18 protein-coding genes are annotated in these 20777 nt (G+C 35.1%); 10 read left to right on the top strand and 8 right to left on the bottom strand.

Annotated elements, in window-relative coordinates; translation table 11 throughout:
* Positions 1–21: 21 nt before the first annotated feature.
* The 4 genes from HH304_RS00935 to HH304_RS00950 all read right to left on the bottom strand — a co-directional run bounded on the left by HH304_RS00935 (position 22) and on the right by HH304_RS00950 (position 3764).
* Positions 22–1269 carry an aspartyl protease family protein gene (locus HH304_RS00935; protein WP_169677566.1) on the bottom strand — a complete coding sequence of 416 codons (1248 nt, stop codon included), beginning with the start codon at positions 1267–1269 and terminating at the stop codon, positions 22–24.
* Between the two features lie 120 nt (positions 1270–1389).
* Positions 1390–1824, bottom strand: a complete 435-nt coding sequence (locus HH304_RS00940; protein WP_169677567.1) for a hypothetical protein — start codon at positions 1822–1824, stop codon at positions 1390–1392.
* A 30-nt stretch (positions 1825–1854) separates the two neighbouring features.
* Positions 1855–2919 (bottom strand): prephenate dehydratase, encoded by a 1065-nt coding sequence (pheA, locus tag HH304_RS00945; RefSeq protein WP_169677884.1) that lies wholly within the window; start codon positions 2917–2919, stop codon positions 1855–1857.
* 104 nt (positions 2920–3023) lie between these two features.
* The gene (locus HH304_RS00950; RefSeq protein WP_169677568.1) at positions 3024–3764 is read right to left on the bottom strand and encodes a head GIN domain-containing protein; all 741 of its coding nucleotides are present in this window, start codon (positions 3762–3764) and stop codon (positions 3024–3026) included.
* Between the two features lie 173 nt (positions 3765–3937).
* Between HH304_RS00950 and HH304_RS00955 the strand changes: the two genes are divergently transcribed.
* The 3 genes from HH304_RS00955 to rpiB all read left to right on the top strand — a co-directional run bounded on the left by HH304_RS00955 (position 3938) and on the right by rpiB (position 6539).
* Entirely contained in the window at positions 3938–5209 is a 1272-nt protein-coding gene (locus HH304_RS00955; RefSeq protein ID WP_271711457.1) for a serine hydroxymethyltransferase, read from the top strand.
* Positions 5210–5290: 81 nt separating this feature from the next.
* Complete coding sequence (tatC, locus tag HH304_RS00960) at positions 5291–6115, top strand: twin-arginine translocase subunit TatC (RefSeq protein ID WP_333908724.1); 825 nt, start codon at positions 5291–5293, stop codon at positions 6113–6115.
* Positions 6102–6539, top strand: a complete 438-nt coding sequence (gene rpiB, locus HH304_RS00965) for a ribose 5-phosphate isomerase B (RefSeq protein ID WP_271711458.1) — start codon at positions 6102–6104, stop codon at positions 6537–6539. The genes tatC and rpiB overlap by 14 nt, the downstream gene beginning before the upstream one ends.
* 57 nt (positions 6540–6596) lie before the next feature.
* Here rpiB and HH304_RS00970 read toward each other — a convergent pair whose 3' ends face one another.
* Positions 6597–8018 (bottom strand): DUF6427 family protein, encoded by a 1422-nt coding sequence (locus tag HH304_RS00970; RefSeq protein WP_169677570.1) that lies wholly within the window; start codon positions 8016–8018, stop codon positions 6597–6599.
* An 82-nt stretch (positions 8019–8100) separates the two neighbouring features.
* On the opposite strand from HH304_RS00970, the gene rbfA reads away from it, so the two are divergent.
* The 4 genes from rbfA (at position 8101) to radA (ending at position 14136) form a co-directional block, all read left to right on the top strand.
* On the top strand, positions 8101–8484 hold the full coding sequence (gene rbfA / locus HH304_RS00975; RefSeq protein ID WP_169677571.1) for a 30S ribosome-binding factor RbfA: 384 nt from the start codon (positions 8101–8103) through the stop codon (positions 8482–8484).
* Positions 8485–8552: 68 nt separating this feature from the next.
* Entirely contained in the window at positions 8553–9713 is a 1161-nt protein-coding gene (locus tag HH304_RS00980) for an ABC transporter permease (RefSeq protein WP_333908725.1), read from the top strand.
* A gap of 89 nt (positions 9714–9802) precedes the next feature.
* Positions 9803–12745 (top strand): DEAD/DEAH box helicase, encoded by a 2943-nt coding sequence (locus HH304_RS00985; RefSeq protein ID WP_169677572.1) that lies wholly within the window; start codon positions 9803–9805, stop codon positions 12743–12745.
* Positions 12745–14136 carry a DNA repair protein RadA gene (gene radA / locus HH304_RS00990; RefSeq protein ID WP_169677573.1) on the top strand — a complete coding sequence of 464 codons (1392 nt, stop codon included), beginning with the start codon at positions 12745–12747 and terminating at the stop codon, positions 14134–14136. The genes HH304_RS00985 and radA overlap by 1 nt, the downstream gene beginning before the upstream one ends.
* On the opposite strand, the gene HH304_RS00995 is transcribed toward radA, so the two are convergent.
* Positions 14116–15027: a 1-aminocyclopropane-1-carboxylate deaminase/D-cysteine desulfhydrase gene (locus HH304_RS00995; RefSeq protein WP_169677574.1), complete on the bottom strand. Its 912-nt coding sequence runs from the start codon at positions 15025–15027 to the stop codon at positions 14116–14118. The genes radA and HH304_RS00995 overlap by 21 nt on opposite strands.
* 30 nt (positions 15028–15057) lie before the next feature.
* Between HH304_RS00995 and HH304_RS01000 the strand changes: the two genes are divergently transcribed.
* The gene (locus HH304_RS01000) at positions 15058–16083 is read left to right on the top strand and encodes an RluA family pseudouridine synthase (protein ID WP_169677575.1); all 1026 of its coding nucleotides are present in this window, start codon (positions 15058–15060) and stop codon (positions 16081–16083) included.
* Between the two features lie 33 nt (positions 16084–16116).
* Entirely contained in the window at positions 16117–17139 is a 1023-nt protein-coding gene (gene hemH, locus HH304_RS01005; RefSeq protein ID WP_169677576.1) for a ferrochelatase, read from the top strand.
* Positions 17140–17183: 44 nt separating this feature from the next.
* On the opposite strand, the gene HH304_RS01010 is transcribed toward hemH, so the two are convergent.
* Entirely contained in the window at positions 17184–18122 is a 939-nt protein-coding gene (locus HH304_RS01010) for a DUF6263 family protein (RefSeq protein ID WP_169677577.1), read from the bottom strand.
* Between the two features lie 121 nt (positions 18123–18243).
* Between HH304_RS01010 and HH304_RS01015 the strand changes: the two genes are divergently transcribed.
* Positions 18244–19548, top strand: coding sequence for an amidohydrolase (locus HH304_RS01015; RefSeq protein ID WP_169677578.1), 1305 nt, complete (start codon positions 18244–18246; stop codon positions 19546–19548).
* A gap of 49 nt (positions 19549–19597) precedes the next feature.
* On the opposite strand, the gene HH304_RS01020 is transcribed toward HH304_RS01015, so the two are convergent.
* Positions 19598–20734: a cysteine desulfurase family protein gene (locus tag HH304_RS01020; protein ID WP_169677579.1), complete on the bottom strand. Its 1137-nt coding sequence runs from the start codon at positions 20732–20734 to the stop codon at positions 19598–19600.
* Positions 20735–20777 lie beyond the last annotated feature (43 nt).

Here is a 20777-nt window from a genome sequence, read left to right on the forward strand (position 1 = left end):
TGAGTAATACTCAGCCTTTTATTAAAGTATTCTCTCCAGTTCTACTTTTTTTGTCAGAATCTCGTCACCTCTTTTTATCTCAAGCTTTAATGTTTTTCCTTCCTTACGACTAAACATTTCTGATATTTCCCATAATTCATAGTTCTCCACTTTGCTTGAATTGATTCTTGTTATTTTATCTCCAATTTCAATTCCTGCGTCATCAGCCGGAGAACCTTCTCTAACATAATGAACTAATATTTCCTTTAAGTTTGGCCCATCAGCCATTACTTCAATACCAGTCATATTAAGATCAAATGGCTCTTTATAAAACCTGTTCTTTTTCAAGTAAAACTTATTATTCTGATAATCAAAAACGACTCTAAATCTGTATAACACCCCTCCTCCAATAGTTCCGTTTCTTTCATCATATTTGGTAGCTTCAAAGTATGTTTCTCCTTCAGGAAATGATGCAATTACCTCCTCAAGGTTATAATCCTTTAATCTTAGATCAGCAATTCTTCCAAGATTACCATTTATATAACCGCCAAGGCCGCGGCCAATTACTGACTCAATATTCTTTTTAGGTATGCTTATATTTTCATCAGACTCTGTACTTAACATTAAACTATGAGACGCTCCTGTATCAACCATTAGTTTACACATAACATTCGTTGTGTCATTCAACCCAACGGGTAAAAAAATGTATGGCTTTCCTTCGATAACCTCCATATCAAATTCTTCATAACTTCTTTTGGGTTTGAAGTATTTAGGATCGTGTAAGATCAGTTCTGCTCCTTGATAATCTATTTCAACTACAAAATTCTTAAATAGTTCGTATCCTAAAATTCCATGAACATCGATACCAATATTATTACTTAGCTTCAAATAATCATCTTCCAATACCAGCAACGCTTGACTATGACCTTTAACACCAGGTAAGGAAAGTGTATTATTACTTGCTACAAAAGCAGATATTACATGATTTCCTGAAGCATCAGACAAAAACACCTGTCTGTCATACTCCATTTTAATTAAATCACAAATGGTTTTTTCTGTAAGAATCGCATTTCTAACTCCTGTATCAAGAATAAATTTTAGAGGAATAGATTCATTTAGCAAAACAGGTACAATAATTAAATTATTATACTTTTCAAAAGGAATGGTGATGCGCCTAACCTCAGTTGTGAGTTCAAATCCTATTTTTTGAGTTTGACCAATAGTAATATAAGGCACCACAAATGTGATAACCAGAATTGACCAGACGATATTTGAAATATACCTTTTCATTAAAACGTATTATCACTTTATTTTAACGAAAAATTTGGACTAAAGATTAACTTAAAAAATGATATATTACAATTTACAATATAATCAATAAATTATACCGCAAAAATCCCCCAATTAGGGTTATTCCTTAAAGTACTTTTTATAAGCGAGCTTGCGTAAATAAAACATTAACCACATAGCAGGATACATTAATAAATCTAGAATCAAAGATCTGGTGGAGTAAGAAATCCTATCTACTATAACAGTGCTTTCTTCTGAATAAATAATATGGTGATGACGCCAGTTTTTTAAAGGAAAAGGCAGCTTTTTACCGACATCAATAAAATAAAACCCTTTGGATGAACTTACCGAGTGAGTGTTAATGCTAACCCACTCTTGTGAAAACAATATAAAATCCAATAACAATTGAGTTACACCTCCTTTTCCAATTCCATCAAACCTTAATAGGTTTAATTTTGGAAATAAAGGACTCAATTTAACAAACAGATTCCTGTCAAATTTTCTCTCTACATCAGCTAAGGATGATTCTACTTTTGTTTTGATTACAATTTTCACACTTAAGCAACTGCTTCAAAACAAAATAGTTTAGCACAGCTTAACATATGAACCAAGCCATTTAACATTTTTCAAATAGGGAGCTAAGGCTTCCTGAACTTTATCATCATTAAAATGGCCATCAAATTCAACAAAAAACCAATACTTAAACTTTTTACCAATTTTTGCCGGACGGCTTTCTACTTTCGACAAATTTATTTCTGCATTATGAAAGGCCTCAAGAAAGCTTGCTAAACTACCAGGAGTATCAGGTAGTTTTGCTATAAGCGATGTTTTATTTAGTTCGGCTTGCTGATTTATGATATCTCTGGCGATAATCCAAAAACGCGTATGGTTAGAATCTGAATCTTCAATGTTCTCAAATAGAATAGGCAATCCATACTCTTTGGCAGCTATGTGAGAGCAAATGGCAGCAGCGTTTGGTTCTTCTTTTGCAATTTTCACCGCTGTCGAAGTACTATTCACTGGTATTAATTCGATTTGATCTCCAAATAAATCTGTTAAAAAATTTCGACATTGACGAAAAGCTATATCCTTACTATATATCTTTTTAATATCAGAAATCTTTTCTTCAAGAGTGGCAAATGAAAAGTGAATAGACATCGGTATCTCTGCAACAATTTTTAAGTCATATCTACCAATTAAGTCTATTGTTTCCTGAACAATTCCTTCCTGATTGTTTTCAACAGGAACTACTCCAAAACGAGCTCTTCCTGTATTTACAGTTTCAAATACTGATGATATTGAGCCAATTGAAAGATACTCATTTATTGCTCCAAATCTACTTTCGGCTGCTTGATGTGTAAAACTACCCTCCGGACCAAGATAAGCTACTCTTTCCGGAAGCTCCATATTTCTGCTGATGGCAAAAATTTCCAAAAATATTGCCTCAATAGCTTGTCGTTCCATCAAACCATTCGACCTTTTAGTCAAACGATCAATAATTGCTTTTTCTCTTTCTGGTCTGTAAATAATACTGTTTGAAGACCTTTTTAATTCTCCAACCTGCTTTACTATTTCCATCCGTTCATTCATAAGATCGAGTATCTGATCATCGAGTTTGTCAATCTTACTTCTTAATTCATCAAGCTTCACCATTAAAAATCATTAGGTAAGTGAACAAATATCGTATAAAAAGCTATAAAGCAAAAAAAGCGGATAATGATTATCCGCTTTTTGTATTCTAATTTTCAATTATTTTAAAAATCCGTATCGTCTTTATCAGAATTCCCTTCCTTAATAGAGCCCAGACCTGCAATATTTTCAATTATCTCATTAGGTTTGCAATAGTACTGCACGCCACCAATTCCTGAAATTTCAGCCTTTAAAACATCTCTTACACAAACCTGAGCACCACCAACACCACTAATGTCTAGTTCTGCATTACTAGCGGTAAGATCTTTGGCATCCATTCCTCCGGCTCCACTCATTCTTACTCCTAAAAACTCAGTGAACCCTTTAAGTTTAATTCCTCCAGCTCCTGAAACTTCAATGTTTACATCTTTTGACTCAAGAGTCAAATTAATTGCTCCGGCTCCACCAAGGTCCATATTTAGTGTTTCCACTACCAATGTTCCCTCATTTTTAAGATTTACAGCTCCCGAAACATTTATATCTCTAATATCTTTAAAATATAAATCGATTCTCACATCGTCACTATCATAAAAATTCTCTTCAGAATCAATAGAAACTTTATTTCCTGATTGTTTAACATCGATATAAGACATTAAATTATCATCTGCTTCGATTATAACTTTATATTGATCGGCCTGGTGCAGGTAGACTACATAATTCCCCTTGAATTCAACAGAGTTAAATTCAGAAAGAGACTCTTCTCTGTCAACTTTATTTCCTGATCCTTTAACCCCATCGTGGTAATCACATGACACAAAAGAAATTATTAGTGCAAGTGAAAAAATGTTGAACAAAATATTTTTCATGATTCTAACTTTTGAGATTAATTTAGCAGCACTTGACCAAAAGTGCATTAAAAACCTGTCCGTTTGGATAATAAAATTGATAAAAGGTAAAAAGAGTAGTCTAATGGAGTAAGTTTTTTTTGTATTACGGTGATACCCAATTAATTTTGCAGCTGATTAAATTATTCACAATCATGTTTAGAGACCAAAAAATATTTGACCTTATCGCTGAGGAAAAAAAGCGACAGCAAGAAGGGATTGAATTAATCGCTTCTGAAAACTTCACCTCTCCACAAGTAATGGAAGCCATGGGAAGTGTATTAACCAATAAATATGCTGAAGGATTACCAGGGAAAAGATATTATGGTGGTTGCGAAGTTGTAGATGAAGTTGAGAACCTGGCAATCGAACGTGCTTGTGAATTATTCGGTGCTACGTGGGCAAATGTTCAGCCTCACTCTGGTGCACAAGCTAATGCAGCTGTTATGCTGGCAATTTTAAATCCTGGTGATAAAATTCTTGGATTTGACCTATCTCATGGAGGACACCTTACTCACGGGTCTCCAGTAAATTTCAGTGGTAAGCTTTATCAGCCATTCTTTTATGGTGTAGATAAAGAAACTGGATTGATCGATTATGATCAAATGGAAGAAACTGCTCTAAAGGAAAAGCCAAAAATGATCATTTGTGGTGCTTCAGCTTATAGCCGTGACTGGGACTACAAAAAATTTAGAGAAGTAGCTGACGAAATTGGTGCTATTCTTTTAGCTGATATTTCACATCCAAGTGGACTAATTGCTCGTGGACTACTAAATGACCCTCTTGAATATTGCCACATCATTACAACTACTACTCACAAAACTTTACGTGGGCCTAGAGGAGGAATGATTTTAATGAGAGAAGATTTCGAGAACCCTTATGGTATAAAAACACCAAAAGGTGCTCTTAAAACTATGACCCAACTTCTTGATGGAGGTGTTTTCCCTGGAACTCAAGGTGGACCATTAGAACATGTAATTGCAGCTAAAGCTGTGGCTTATGGTGAAGCTTTAACAGAAGACTACTTCAAATACATAGTACAAGTTGAGAAAAATGCTAAAGCTATGGCTGAGGCATTCGTTGAAAAAGGCTATAACATTATTTCAGGTGGAACTGATAACCACTTAATGCTTATCGACCTTCGTTCAAAGGGATTAACTGGTAAAGATGCTGAAAACGGACTGATAAGAGCTGATATTACCATCAACAAAAACATGGTTCCATTTGATGATAAATCTCCATTTGTTACTTCAGGTATGAGGGTTGGTACTGCTGCCGTTACCACTAGAGGTATGAATGAAGAAGATATGAAGAAAATTGTATGGTTCGTTGATGAGGTTTTAAACAACCTTGAAAACGACCAAAAGATCAAACTCCTTAAACAGGACATTAATGACTGGATGAGAGGTTTTGAACTTTATGTATGATTTTAAAATTTCAAAATAATATATTGAGCATGGGTTGATTCAGCCCGTGCTTTTTACTTTTGCTTTTAAAAGAAATTAACAGTGGCAGATGAACAAAATGAAATGACCTTTTTAGAACACCTTGAAATTTTAAGGTGGCATATAATCAGGTCTGTAGCCTCTATTTTGGTATTTGGTGTTATTGCCTTTATTTTCAGTGAATACTTATTCGGTGAGGTAATAATGGGCCCAGGAAGATCTGACTTTATAACCTTTAAGTTGTTTTGTGAGCTCGGCCAAAAATTAAATCTACCTGCATTATGTATTGATGAATTTAAGATAACCTTATACAACAGAGATATTGCGGGCCAGTTTATGGCTGACATTAAATATTCAGTTATGCTTGGGTTTATTTGTGCCTTCCCATATGCCTTTTTTGAAATATGGAGGTTTATAAAGCCTGGTCTTCATACAGAAGAAAAAAGTGCGTCAAGAGGAGCCGTTTTTTTTGTAACTACATTATTTATCCTTGGTGTTTGCTTTGGATATTTCATAATTTCACCATTTTCATTCAATTTCCTTTATCACTATTCTATTACAGCAGAATTTCAAAATGAGATTGACCTGAGTTCATATGTTGGCTTTTTAGCTACCTTAGTGTTAGCCTGCGGTATTACATTCCAGTTACCAGTTATTGTTTATTTTTTAACTAAAGCAGGTATTGTAACTCCTAACTACCTGAAAACATATAGAAGGCATGCATTTATTATTATTTTGTTTTTATCTGCAATGATTACTCCTCCGGATGTTTTCACACAGCTACTTGTGAGTTTTCCTCTGTTTATACTTTATGAGATCAGTATCTTAGTATCAAAAAGTTTATATAATAAAATATCAAAAGACCTTGTCAAACATGAAAGTGAATAAAATATTTATTGGTGGCGACCATGCTGGTTTCGAGTTGAAAGAAAAGTTTGTTGCCTTCCTTAATGAAAAAGGATATGAAGTTAAAGACCATGGTCCATATTCAGCAGAGTCGGCTGATTACCCAGACTTTGCTCACCCGGTAGCATCTGATGTTGAGTCTACAGATGGCACATTAGGTGTATTAATTTGTGGAAGTGGAAACGGAGTGTGTATGACAGCAAATAAACATGCAAACATCAGGGCTGCGTTATGTTGGAACAAAGAGCTAGCTGCATTAGCAAGACAACATAATAATGCTAATGTAATTTGTGTTCCTGCCCGATTTGTAGATGAAAATACGGCGTTTGAAATGCTTGAAACATTCATAACCACTGATTTTGAAGGTGGGCGTCATGAACGTAGAGTAGGAAAAATCTCTTGCTAAGAAGACAATTAAATTTTTATAGAACCCTTTTCTAAGTCAATATTGGAAAAGGGTTTTTTATTTTATCTTCAATTTATAAATAACGCCATCTTCTGTTTCATAGCTATCCGAAAGTATAGGTAGGTTTTCTTCAAGAATAGGAATTCTCTTCTCAAAATCTAATATAATTTCCGGAGGATCATTTACTAAAGAGTTATACAGGTGTACGATTCTTGAATACCTGCTTGTATTCATAAAATATGGCTCTGAAATATCCCAGTTAAAATATGGTGTTGCCAAATTTGCATCAATATAATACTGAGGATGACTGCCTATAATTAGAAGACTACTTCCTTTAACTTTAGATGAAATATCGTCTGCCTTAAATAAAAAGGTTTCTTCAGACCACACATTTAATCCAGCCTCATTCAAATAATCATTTTGATAGTAAAGTCCATAATTAATGAATAACACACAAGAAAAAAAGACTATCCACTGTAACTCTGCCATCCATTTTCTCCTGATTATTAAAAAGTAATGTGAAAGGAAAAATGCCATTGGGGGCACAAATAATAACAAATGATATAATGACCTATCTCTGGACAAGACCCAAACCAATATGCTAATTATAAAGAAGATAAGCATCACTTGTTGAAGCCTAACCTGATAATTTGTATATCTGGGAAATGAAAATGTCTTGAAAACAGAAATAGTAAAGAAAAAGACTGGCACAGCAATCAATGACCAAAAGGTAATTTTCGAATATCGTTGAATCCAATCAATTGACCACCAGCTTAAAATAAAATTGTCAATGAATGCAAAAGATGAGTCTAAGTATAAAAACAGTACAAAAACCATAGCTAAAGGTAGTGCTACTCCATAAGCATACAATAAATATCTTCTTGGTACAGTCCCTGTAAATAAAACCAGACTAATTAAACAAAAAACAGTAAAAAATATTGATGGTAAATATGCCATTGTGGCAATTGAAAGATAGACACCGGTAAGTAGAAAGTCTCTGTCTTCAGTTTTAACTTCAATTCTATTAAATATATTTTCAGTCGCCAGCATAATAAATGTCATGCTGATCATAACTGGAGACATAATATACATATCAGGGAATAGGCTGCTGCAAACAGCATAAATCATTCCCGGTATATAAGTATTTTCATTATATGCCTTATTCCGAAGTGCAATTCTATTAAATGTAATCGCTTGAAATAGGGTTAATAAAACACCCGCTACTTGTAATGGCCATTCTGTTCTGCCAAAAAGAGCATTAATCCCAGCATATAGGTAAGCACTTACAGGACCAATATCATCAAATAGCTCTCTGTATAAAATTTTCCCATTGGCGAGTTCTTCACCAATTAATAACCATTCGATTTCGGGCAAAGTTATCCAACCCCCTGATAACCAAAAGGGAAGACGTATTAATACAATCAGTAAAAATACCGCTACAAAGCGATATGGATCATTTATTCTAAAAAACTGTAACAAGAATACGCTGGTTAACTATAAAACGATTTCGAAAATAGCCGAAAATCAAGAAAAATAACAAAAATTGAGACATATTTGTACTATGAGCGTTAGTCAAAGACAGTTAAAATTTTCAAGGCTGATACAGGAAGAGCTGAGTCAGATATTTCAGAGGGAAGGAAAAAATGTAATAGGAAATGCATTTGTAACAATTACCCGCGTTGATATTTCTCCTGATTTAAAAGTTTCTAAAGCTTATCTTTCACTACTTGCTCATCCGGATAAAGATGGTTTTATGGATACTATCAATGATAGAAAATCCGAAATCAGAAAATTTCTTGGTAACCGAATTGGTAAACAAGTCAGAGCTATTCCTGAACTTATTTTTTATCTTGACGAAGGAGCTGAATACGCAGGTAAAATAGATAACCTATTAAAAAACCTTGATATTCCGCCTGAAGAAGAACAAGACGAGGATGAAGACTAATGGTCAACCTACCTTATTTAATTGCTAAAAAATACTTTTGGTCACGTAAAAAAAAGAATTTCATACACGTGATCTCAATAGTTTCAATGGTTGCTATTGCTATTGCAACAGCTGCCTTGATAATTGTACTGAGTGTTTTTAACGGTTTAGAAGGTCTTCTTACCTCATTATTAAATGATTTTGACCCACAAATTAAAATTACAGCCTCTGTAGGTAAAACTTTTGAATTAGATTCTGTAAAAACAGAATTAGAAAAAATTCCTGAGGTTGAGGTTATAACTCCCGTAATTGAAAACAATGCCCTGATAAAATATAATCAGGCACAAACACTTGTAACTGTCAAAGGTGTTGATGAATCATTTGTAAAACACGAACGAATTATCAATTCAATAGCAAGGGGAGAGTTCAAGCTTAAAGAAAATGGTGTTAGTTATGCCGTGTTAGGATATGGCCTTTTTGATGATTTACAGGTTTCACTTGAAAATGATTTTAAGGCATTACAAATATTCTACCCAAAAGATGTAAAACCAGGCCTGATCAACCCTGACCGGTCGGTTAAACGACTACCGATACTACCTTCAGGTGCTTTTGCCATTGAAAAACATTATGATGAAAAGTATATGCTGGTTCCAATAGAGTTTGCCTCAGCACTATTTGGATACAAGCCTGGATTAGTAACAAGCATAGAGATAAAAACCACCTCAGGTGAAGACTTAAATGATGTAAAAAATGATATCGAAAAAATCATAGGCCCGAAATACATTGTATTAACAGACCGTGAGCAACATGCTGATATATTAAGGGCTGTAAAGCTCGAAAAATTATTTGTCTTTATCATACTATCATTTATTCTTACAGTTGCCTCCATCAATATCTTCTTTTCTCTAAATATGCTTGCTGTTGATAAAAAGAGAGACATTAGTCTTCTTTTTGCGATGGGTAGTCAGGACAATATCATAAAGAAGATTTTTCTTTATGAAGGGTTTATCATTTCATTTGGAGGGGCTATCACCGGTATTATCATAGGGTTTGTATTGTGTTACCTCCAACAAACATATGGATTTATCAGTATGGGAATGCAAACTGCCGTAGTAGATTCTTACCCAGTAAAAATGTACTGGGGTGATTTTGTTTTAACTGCTTTGACAATTTGTGCTATAACCTTGACAATTTCTTTCCTACCAGCAAGATCTGCAGTGCAAGCTGCTGATTTAAAAGCATTACAGTAAAATACTCGCTTTTTATATCCTTTATGCCTTGCAAGGGTTAACAATTTCTCCTAATTTGGTATTCATTGTTTTCTAAAAAATGTAGCATTATGAAGGTTTCGAGCGCTCAGCCGTTCCAAATCATATACTCAGTTTTTGAGCATGAATATCTAGGATATTTATTCGAATCCTATATTGTTCATCTCGATGATAACGGAGGGCTGACCTTTCAGCATCAGAATATTTCTATTAAAAATGCTGATGAGTTCAGCTCAGGTTTAGATGAGGTTGATTATGAGTTAATCGAGTTAATGGACAGCATGCAACAGGATGTTGTTTCAAGAAAGTTTTCAAAGAAACCAATGAAAACTGAGGACTTCTTTTTGAAGGTTTTTGACAAAGAAAAGGGCAATGACCTAATCCAAAAAGAAATTGAAAGATATCTTGATATTCGACGTGCAGAAATTCTCAAACGGATTCCCGGCAAAAGATTATTCGAAATGGGTTCAGATGGAGAGCCCGCTTGGAAAGAAATTTTTTATCAGGAAAAGGCTGCCTCAATTCTATTTCATTTTCATCGTAATGAAGACAATACTCATTATTGGCCTACCATCAAACATAATGGAGTAAAAGTAGATTTTTCTTATAAAGACGCATACATTCTTTGTAATGAACCTGCTTACATGGTTGTTGAAGGCAGGCTTTATCACTTCGAAAAAAACCCTGAAGGTAAAAAACTCATTCCTTTTCTTAGAAAGAAGTTTATTCTAATTCCAGGAAAGATAGAAGAAACATACTATGAAAAATTTGTATGTCCTCTGATAGCTAATTTTGATGTTTCAGCAAAAGGATTTCAGATCAATAACGAAGCATATGGCGTTAATCCATATTTATATTTCTCAACTTTAGCTGCGGCAGAAACTGTTCAGGGTTCTCTTTTTGATGACAAGAAAACTTCGGCTGGGTTTGAAGACAGGGAAAAGATTCTATTTGAATTAAAATTTAAATATGGCCCATACGAGTTTAAAGGTGAGGCAAACCAGAAGTCTTCGGTTAGAATGGAAAAAACAGAAGACTCATTCTTATTCCATAAGGTAAGCCGCGACCCGGAAAAAGAACGTCAGATAATTCAGTATTTGAAGGATATTGACCTTTTACTGAAACATGGACGACTAACCATGTCTAAACAAGATGCTTTCGCATGGCTCACACTGTATAAATTCAAACTTGAAGAAAAAGGATTTAAACTGATCCAGAAAGATGTCGAGAATAAGAAATACTTTCTTGGTCAGCCAAGCATAAATATTGAAGTCAATGAAAAGAATGATTGGTTTGATATTCATGCAATTATTGAGTTTGGAGACTACAAAATACCTTTTAAAGACTTACGGAAATATATTGTAAAAAAGAAAAAAGAGTTTTCTCTTCCCAACGGGGAAATTGCAGTAATTCCTGAAGCTTGGTTTACAAAATATGGCGAACTATTCTCTTTTATGCATGAAAATGGAGAAGAATCTGCCGAAAGCATGTCTCTCAATAAACACCATGTTGCATTGGTTGATGAATTGAAACATGGTAACCTTGCAAAAGTTAACATTTCAACCAAGCTCGAGCTATTAAAAGACTTTACTAAAATTGAGGATTATCCTTTACCGGAAAGTTTCAGTGGTGAACTTAGACCTTACCAAAAGGCTGGTTTTAACTGGATGAAATTCCTCAACAACTATAATTTCGGAGGCTGTCTTGCTGATGATATGGGTCTTGGTAAAACTGTACAGACCCTGGCTTTACTTCAAGATGAGAAAGACAAAGGTATGGATAAAGCTTCCCTGCTTATTATGCCAACTTCACTGTTATACAACTGGCAAAAGGAAGCCGAAAAATTTACTCCAAACCTTAAGGTGTTTTTATACACCGGAACAAACAGAGAAAAAGATGTTAACCTGTTTGAAGGGTATGACATCATCCTTACCAGTTATGGTATTGTGAGACTAGACATTGATATTCTTAAAAATTACTTTTTCAATTATATCATTCTTGATGAGTCTCAGGTAATTAAAAACCCAAACAGCAATATTGCTAAAGCAGTAAGAGACCTGAGATCAAAATTCAGACTTATTCTTACAGGAACACCATTAGAAAATACTACTCTTGATCTTTGGTCGCAAATGTCATTTGTAAATCCGGGATTACTAGGGTCTCAGTCTTTTTTCAAAAATGAGTTTCTTCAGCCCATTGAAAAAAACCAGGACGAATCTAAGATTAAGAAGCTTTATAATATTATTAAACCATTTATTCTCAGAAGGCATAAATCACAAGTTGCCACAGAGCTTCCTCCTAAGGTTGAAAACGTGATATACACTACGATGAGCCAGGAGCAAGAGGAAAAATACGAGGAGGTAAAAAGCTTCTACCGTAATAAGATCATGGATGAGATCGAACTACAAGGTATGAAGAAAAGTAGAATGATGGTTTTACAGGGTCTTACTAAACTAAGGCAACTTGCCAACCACCCTAAGATGGTTGAACCTGATTATAAGGGTGAAAGTGGAAAGCTTGATGATGTTATGATAAGGCTGCATGATGCAATTAGTGACGACCATAAAGTACTTGTCTTTTCACAGTTTGTAAAACACCTTGATATTGTTAAAAAACAACTCGATAAAGATAAAATCAAGTACTGCTATCTTGACGGATCTACAAAAGACCGCCAGGCGCAGGTTGATAAATTTCAAGATGACCAAACGGTTAAAGTTTTTCTAATCTCTCTAAAAGCCGGAGGGTTAGGTTTAAACCTTACTAAAGCAGACTATGTTTTCTTACTTGACCCATGGTGGAATCCTGCAATCGAAGCACAAGCTGTAGATAGAGCTCACAGAATTGGTCAAACAAACCAGGTGTTTACTTATAAGTTCATAATGCGTAATACTGTAGAAGAGAAAATCCTTACTCTCCAACAAAGCAAGCTACAATTAGCTAATGAACTAATAAATACAGAAGAAAGCTTTATGAAGAGTTTGGATAAGTCGGACATTGAAGCACTATTTACCTGATGGCAAAACAAAAAACTGCCTTTGTTTGTGAAAATTGTGGCTATGACTCACCAAAATGGCTGGGGAAATGCCCTTCATGTAATCAATGGAACACTTTCAAGGAAATAAAACTTGGGTCAGGGAAAAAACATGATACTGACTCGTTATGGGAAACCTCTATTAATAAGCCCGGAGACTTAACTAAAAATAAAGCTCAGAAACTATCTTCTATAAGCACTGATGAACAGCCAAGGATCATCACAACGGATCTTGAGTTTAACAGAGTACTTGGAGGTGGTATTGTACCCGGTTCATTGGTATTAATTGGAGGAGAGCCAGGAATTGGAAAATCTACACTAATGCTTCAAATATCTGAGTCTCTAGGCAAAGATAAAAAGGTGCTATATGTTAGTGGAGAAGAGAGTGCTCAGCAAATTAGCATGCGAGCTAAAAGAATGTCTCTGGATGCTGGAGAAATATACTTACTCACCGAAACACAAATTGACCAGATATTCAAAGAAATAAACACAATAGACCCTGACCTTATAATCATAGACTCAATCCAGACAACAGTTAGTCCTCAGAATGATTCTATGGCAGGTAGTATCACCCAAATCCGCGATTGTACATCAACATTCATGAAGTTTGCCAAACAAACACAAACTTCAGTAATTCTCATCGGTCACATCACAAAGGATGGAAGTATTGCAGGACCAAAAATTCTTGAGCATATGGTTGATACTGTTCTTCAATTTGAAGGTGACAGACATTTGAGTTACCGGATTCTTCGAACTACCAAGAATAGATTTGGAAGCACAGCTGAACTTGGGATTTATGAAATGATCAAAGATGGTTTAAGGCAAGTAAATAATCCCTCTGAAATTCTTTTATCTCAACGTGAAGAGCATTCTTCAGGAATAGCAATTGGGGCCACTCTCGAAGGAAACAGACCACTTTTAGTCGAAATACAAGCACTAGTAAGCAGTGCCGCTTATGGAACACCTCAAAGAACCTGTACAGGCTTTGATGTCAAACGTCTTAATATGATTCTTGCTGTGCTTGAAAAACGAATGGGTTTCCGGCTTAATGCTTATGATGTTTTTATAAATATAGCAGGTGGAATCAAAATAGAAGACCCTGCTATTGATCTGGCTGTTTGTGCTGCGGTAATTAGTAGCGCTAACGAAATACCTGTACCTAGAAATGCTTGTTTCGCTGGTGAAGTAGGACTAAGTGGTGAAATCAGAGCAGTAAACAGGGTGGATAACAGACTTGCAGAAGCAGAGAAATTAGGTATGGATACATTTTACCTGAGTAGCATGCACAAGAAATCAATCACAGATAAAAAGAATATTAACCTTGGGTGGTGTAATAAACTTGGCGACGCACTATCAGATTGGCTTGTCAGATAACCCGGGTTTAAATCCTCTCCACCCCTGAAGACCGCCGGTGTGAATAAACAAGATTTTGGAGCCTGAATTAAAATAATTTTGACTTATTTTTTCCAATAATAACTTAAATGATTTGGTAGTATACACAGGGTCAAGCATCAGACCATAGGTGTTATAAATAGTTTTGCTAAACTCCAAAAGATCATTGTTCAACTTTCCGTAAGACCAATTCGCTGGTGTATCCCACATAATTAACTTCTTACAGCCAATAGTAACCAATCGAGAGTTTATTTCTTTAACAGTTTCAGTTAGGTTTAAAGCAGGAACAATTATAACCTCAGTATTATAATCTTTAACTCCCTTGGCAATACCTGCAGCAGTGGTACCTGTGCCTCCACTGACAACAATATAATGATATTGACTTATATTATTGACTCGCTGAATCATATCGATAACTCCCATTTCACCCATTTCGCAACCTCCACCTTCCGGAATAACCAATGAATCTCGGTATTTATCCTTCATGTCTGATAAAAAGTTGGCTGTATCTTTCAGTTTATAATAATTTCGACTTATAAATTGCAAATTCATTCCATACCTTTCACAATCTTGAAGTGTAGGGTTACGTGGTTTAGATTCAAGTTCTTCCCCTCTTATAATCCCGATAGTTTTAAAGCCATAAAGTTTCCCGGCAAAAGCTAATGCATGAATATGATTACTGTAAGCACCTCCAAAGCTGATTAAGGTATCACATTTTTTTTCTTTTGCATCTTTTAAATAGTATTTAAGCTTCCAGTATTTGTTTCCACTAATTTCAGGGTGTAGTTTATCTTCTCTTAAGATATCAACTACTACATTCTCATTGGAAAACAACTCATTGGCCATTCGTTCAATAATTGGTGGCTTTTCCATAAATCAAAAATAGGTTAACTTCGCATACTCATGCAAGAATTAGAAGAGTATTCAGATAGCGATGAATTATACGAGCATTATCGTATAGTTTGTGATCCTAAGCAAACTTTATTGCGGATAGATAAGTTTTTAATGGATAGGTTACCAAATGTAACCCGGTCAAAACTACAGACAGCAATCAAAGACGGCTTTGTAAAAGTGAATGATGGTTTGGTAAAGCCAAATTATAAGGTTCACCCTGGTGATGAAATAATCATTGCATTACCAGAGCCTCCAAAAGAGTCAGAAGTAGTTCCGGAAAACATCCCATTAAACATTAAATATGAGGATGACCATTTACTTGTTGTGGAAAAGCCAGCAGGAATGGTTGTTCATCCAGCCTATAATAACTGGACAGGTACATTAGTTAATGCTCTTGCCTATCATTTTGAACAACTTCCTGAAATGCCCGGAAATACCGGAAGGCCAGGTTTAGTTCATCGAATAGATAAAGACACAAGTGGCCTATTGGTAATTGCAAAAACCGAAAAAGCGATGACCGGATTAGCAAAACAGTTTTTCGACCACTCCATAGACAGGACCTACACGGCAATGGTCTGGGGAATTCCAAAAGAGGAAATGGGAACAATAAACTCTCCACTCGGCAGACACCCTAAAGACAGACGTATAGTTACAGTTGTTGAAGAAGATAACGGAGGTAAACATGCAATTACTCATTATTCAAAAATAGAAGACCTTAGATATGTTTCATTAATTGAATGTCGCCTTGAAACAGGAAGGACACATCAAATTAGGGCTCATATGAAGTCAATTGGTCACCCATTATTTAATGATGTAACTTACGGAGGAGATAAGGTGTTAAAAGGGGCTAAATTTTCAAAATATACCAGCTTTGTAGATAATTGCTTTAAAATAATGCCACGGCAAGCGTTACACGCCAAATCACTAGGTTTTATTCATCCGGTAACCACTGAAAAACTTTATTTTGAATCGGAACTACCCGAGGATTTTGTCGCAGTTATAGAGAAATGGAGACATTATGTTCAATATAATTGAAACATAAATTTTAATATATAGTTTCAAACAGATATGAATACCACTAATAAAAAAACTGGCGTCTTATTAATAAATCTGGGCACTCCAGATAGTCCAAAAGTCTCTGACGTCAGGTCATACCTTACACAATTTTTAAATGACCCAAGAGTCATCGACCTTCCAACAATTAAAAGGACATTACTTGTTAATGGAATTATTGTTCCTTTCAGGGCCAAAGGTTCTTCAAAAGAATACCAAAAGCTTTGGACTGAAAACGGCTCACCTTTGCTCTATTACAGTGTGCAGACAAAGGAAAAACTTCAAGAAGCACTTGGTGATGAAGTTACTGTAGAGTTAGCAATGCGCTATAAAAACCCGTCGATACCTGATGTTTTGGAAAAAATGAGGAAGGAAAATTATGACAAAATCATTGTTCTGCCACTTTTTCCTCAATATGCTTCAGCTACAAATGGGTCTGCAATTGAAGAGGTATTCAGAGTTATCAGTAAATGGTGGGTTATACCTGAATTAGACTTCGTGGGTCAGTTTTGGGATCACCCTTTATATATTGAGGCGTTTGCTGAAATCGGCAACAAGTTTAATATTGAAGAATACGATCATGTTATTTTTAGTTACCATGGTTTGCCAACTAGGCAGGTTGATAAAGTTTATGACAACGGACTTTGTGAAGATCATGACTGTGAGCTTGAAATAACTGAGGAAAATAAATTTTGCTATAAAGCAACTTCTTATGCTACAACACGGGCGATTGCTGAAAATCTAAATATACCTGAAGATAAGTATACTGTTGCATTTCAGTCAAGGCTTGACAAAGAATGGTTAGAGCCATTTGCTGACAAAACAGTGATCGAACAAGCTAAAAAAGGAGCTAAGAAGCTGTTATTTTTTAGCCCTGCATTTACTGCTGATTGTCTTGAAACAATTGTTGAAATTGGAGAGGGTTACCAGGAATTATTCGAAGAACATGGCGGTGAAAAAGTACAACTAGTCCCTAGTTTAAATGATCACCCTAAATGGATAGAATGTTTAAAAGATATTGTAAAAAAGAGGATATAAAAAAAGGCTGCAATTGCAGCCTTTCTTATTTCTAATAATAACTATTATTTCAAATTCTGAATTTTCACTTCAGTAGTCACTTCCATAGGAATAACCATTAGCTGACCACTTGTAGGCTCAGTAATTTTCATATCTCCTTTAGCCATTTGAAGATAAAGTGCTTTTTGAGGAACAGAGTTCTCATTCAAAAATGCCTCTCCTTGTAATTGACCAGAAAGATCAACTTTAGCTTCCATTCCCATAATGTTCATTGATGCTCCTTCTGGAGTTTTCATTGATCCTTTGATATCAACTTTTGAAACATTATTTTCAACTGATGCAAAATTGAAGTCTTTTGTTGCTGTCATGTCAAAATTACCAACAGCAATTTTACTATCATTTTTCCAGCTATCGCCTTTAGATGCTCCACCTTCCTTAAGAGAAATAAAGATTTGATTAAACATTTCTCTAATCTGGCCTTCAGAAATTGTTGATTTCAACTGAGTCTTAACCATATCTTTCTGCATTGCAGGTAAGTCACCAAGCGAAGTCATAATTTTTTCAATTAACTCATCTGCACCTTTCACATTAGTAATAGTACCATTATTGTCAATATCAAAACTATATGTATGACCTACAAAACTCTTGTAAAGTCCTCCCATAGCTCCACCACCTTTTTCTGCTTCGTTTTCAGAATCATACTCAGTTACCTGACCATTACTTGAAGTCGAGCTTTTAAATGCAGATACAACTGCTTCAATTTTTGAAGTTGAGCCAGATGATTCGACCACGTTCATGTCAAATACATAAGTTGAATTGCTCTTAATCTCCTGCTTCTGACTCATGATTGTCTGAATCATAGTCACATCACTCGCATACGAATACTTAAACTTGTCTCCCTTATTAAAAGAATAGCTAATATCTTTTTTATAAATGGTAAAAGAGGCAAGTACTAGCACTCCTAGAATACCCAATAAGGAGATTGATCTTAAATTCTTTGTCATTTTATTTAAATCTAGTTGTTTGATTGATAAATCAGAGGCCAATTTAACAAACATTTTTTGTTATAGTAAAGGGTTTTTCATTTATTGATATAAAATTCAATTATTGTAAAATGTCATTCCTATGAGAAATATAACACTTTCAATAATACTATTATGTTCATTCAGCTTTATTTGCTCTGCTCAAAAACTTAATGATAAAGCAATTAAAAAGGCCGAGGAATTAGAACAAAGGGTTATTGAATTAAGAAGACACTTCCATGAAAACCCTGAATTATCCAATAGGGAGTTTAATACTGCTGAAAAAATAGCTGAGCACTTAAAAAGCCTGGGACTAGAAGTTACAACTGGTATTGCAAAAACTGGAGTGGTGGGCATATTGAAAGGAGGAAAGCCAGGCCCTGTTATTGGATTAAGAGCTGATATTGATGCTTTACCTGTTACAGAAAGAAATGAATTAAGTTTTAAAAGTCAGGTAATCTCCGAATATAACGGAAAAGAAACAGGAGTGATGCACGCATGTGGCCATGATACACATATAGCTATTTTATTAGGTGTGGCAGAAGTTCTTTCTAGTGTTAAAAATGACTTGAGAGGTACAGTTAAATTTATTTTCCAACCTGCAGAAGAGGGAGCTCCTCCTGGAGAAGAAGGCGGGGCTGAACTAATGGTCAAAGAAGGTGTATTAACCAATCCAGATGTAGATGTGATTTTTGGGCTTCACATTAATGCCGGCACACCAGTCGGACAAATAAAAATTAAAAAAGGTGGTATTATGGCTGCTTCAGATAGGTTTGTTGTAAAAATCAAAGGAGATCAAACACATGGCTCAACTCCTTGGGGTGGAACAGACCCAATTGCAATTTCAGGACAAATAATTAATGGTTTTCAACATATAATCAGCCGCCACACAGAGTTAACTAAAGAGGCAGCAGTTATCAGTATTGGAATGGTACAGGCAGGTGTTCGCTTTAACATTATTCCTGAAGAAGCTACTTTAACAGGAACAATTCGAACTCTCGATACAAAAATGAGGGATGAAATACATCGAAGAATGAAACTTGTAGCCACAAACATTGCAGAGTCACATGGAGGAACTGCAGAAGTAGAAATTCAAAAGATGGTTCCCGTAACTTATAATAACTTTGAACTAACTGAAGAAATCATGCCTTCACTTAAAAAAGCAGCTCAAAATGGAGATCTCATAGAAACAAAAGCTGTTACTGGAGGAGAAGACTTTGCTTATTATCAGGAAAAAATTCCAGGTGTTTATTTCTTCATAGGTGGTAAGGTTGAAAATACTGATCCTAATATAATGAAAAAGACATCCCAGCACCATACACCAGACTTTATGATTGATGAAGCGGGGATGTTAACAGGAATGAAAGCATTTATACATATTACTTTAGATTATATGACTTCAAACTAATAAAAAAAGCCCTTTCATTACTGAAAGGGCTTTCTATTATTTTATCAAATCAGGCATTAACCTTATCAAATTCTTTTATAGTATCTACGAGATAATCTGCCTCTTCAAGAGTATTAAATCTTCCAAAAGAAAACCGAACAGCAGCTTCAGCCTCATTCCTGTTTAATTCAGCTAAAACATGAGATCCAGCTGCAGCACCCGAAGAGCATGCAGACCCACCGGAACATGAAATCCCTTTAAGATCAAGATTAAACAATAACATATCCTTATCCATTCTCTCAGGGAAATTAACAGATAGCACTGTATATAAACTTTTATCAAGTTCTGCGCTCAATCCATTGAAAGAAACTCCTTCAATTTCATTTTGTAACCTGGCAATTATATGAGATTTTATTTGTTCCATCTTAGCTCTGTCCTCTTTCATTTCATCATAGCTAAGTTCCAGAGCCTTTGCCAAACCAACAATACCGTAGACATTTTCTGTTCCTCCTCTAAAACCTCTTTCCTGAGCACCACCATGTATAAATGCCGGTATTCTCTTTTTCTTATTTACATAAATAAAGCCAATTCCTTTTGGCCCATGAAATTTATGAGCTGATGCAGCAAGGGTATTAAGGTTTAGTTTTTGAACATCATGAACAAAATGACCCATCGTTTGAACAGTGTCAGTATGGAAAAACACATCATGCTCATTGCATAGATCAGCCACACGTTGAATATCAGTTAAGTTACCGATTTCATTATTGGCGTGCATTAAACTCACAATTGTCGAGATATCTTCTTTTAATAAAGACTCAAGATGATCATAATCAACAGACCCCTTTTCATCAAGCTTTACAAAAACTAACTCAACATTATGTTTTGCAAGGTATTCGGAAGTATGTAAAACTGCGTGATGTTCGATTGGAGAAGTAATTAACCTTTTATATCCAAAAGTTTCAATTGCGCACCTTAGTGCCATATTATCTGCTTCAGTACCTCCTGAGGTAAAAAATATCTCTGATGGTGTTGCATTAATAAGCTGTGCTACCTTTTTACGTGCTCTTTCGATCTCAGACCTAACAGCCCTTCCATGGGCATGTGTTGATGAAGGGTTACCATAACCATCTCTCATTAAAGGAATCATAACATCCAAAACACGCTCATCAATTGGCGTAGTCGCAGCATTATCAAAATAAAACCTCATTATCTATCATGTTTATACACAAAGATACATAAATTTCACATGC

Source organism: Marinigracilibium pacificum (assembly GCF_012926615.1).
Taxonomy (GTDB): Bacteria; Bacteroidota; Bacteroidia; order Cytophagales; family Cyclobacteriaceae; genus Mangrovivirga; species Mangrovivirga pacifica.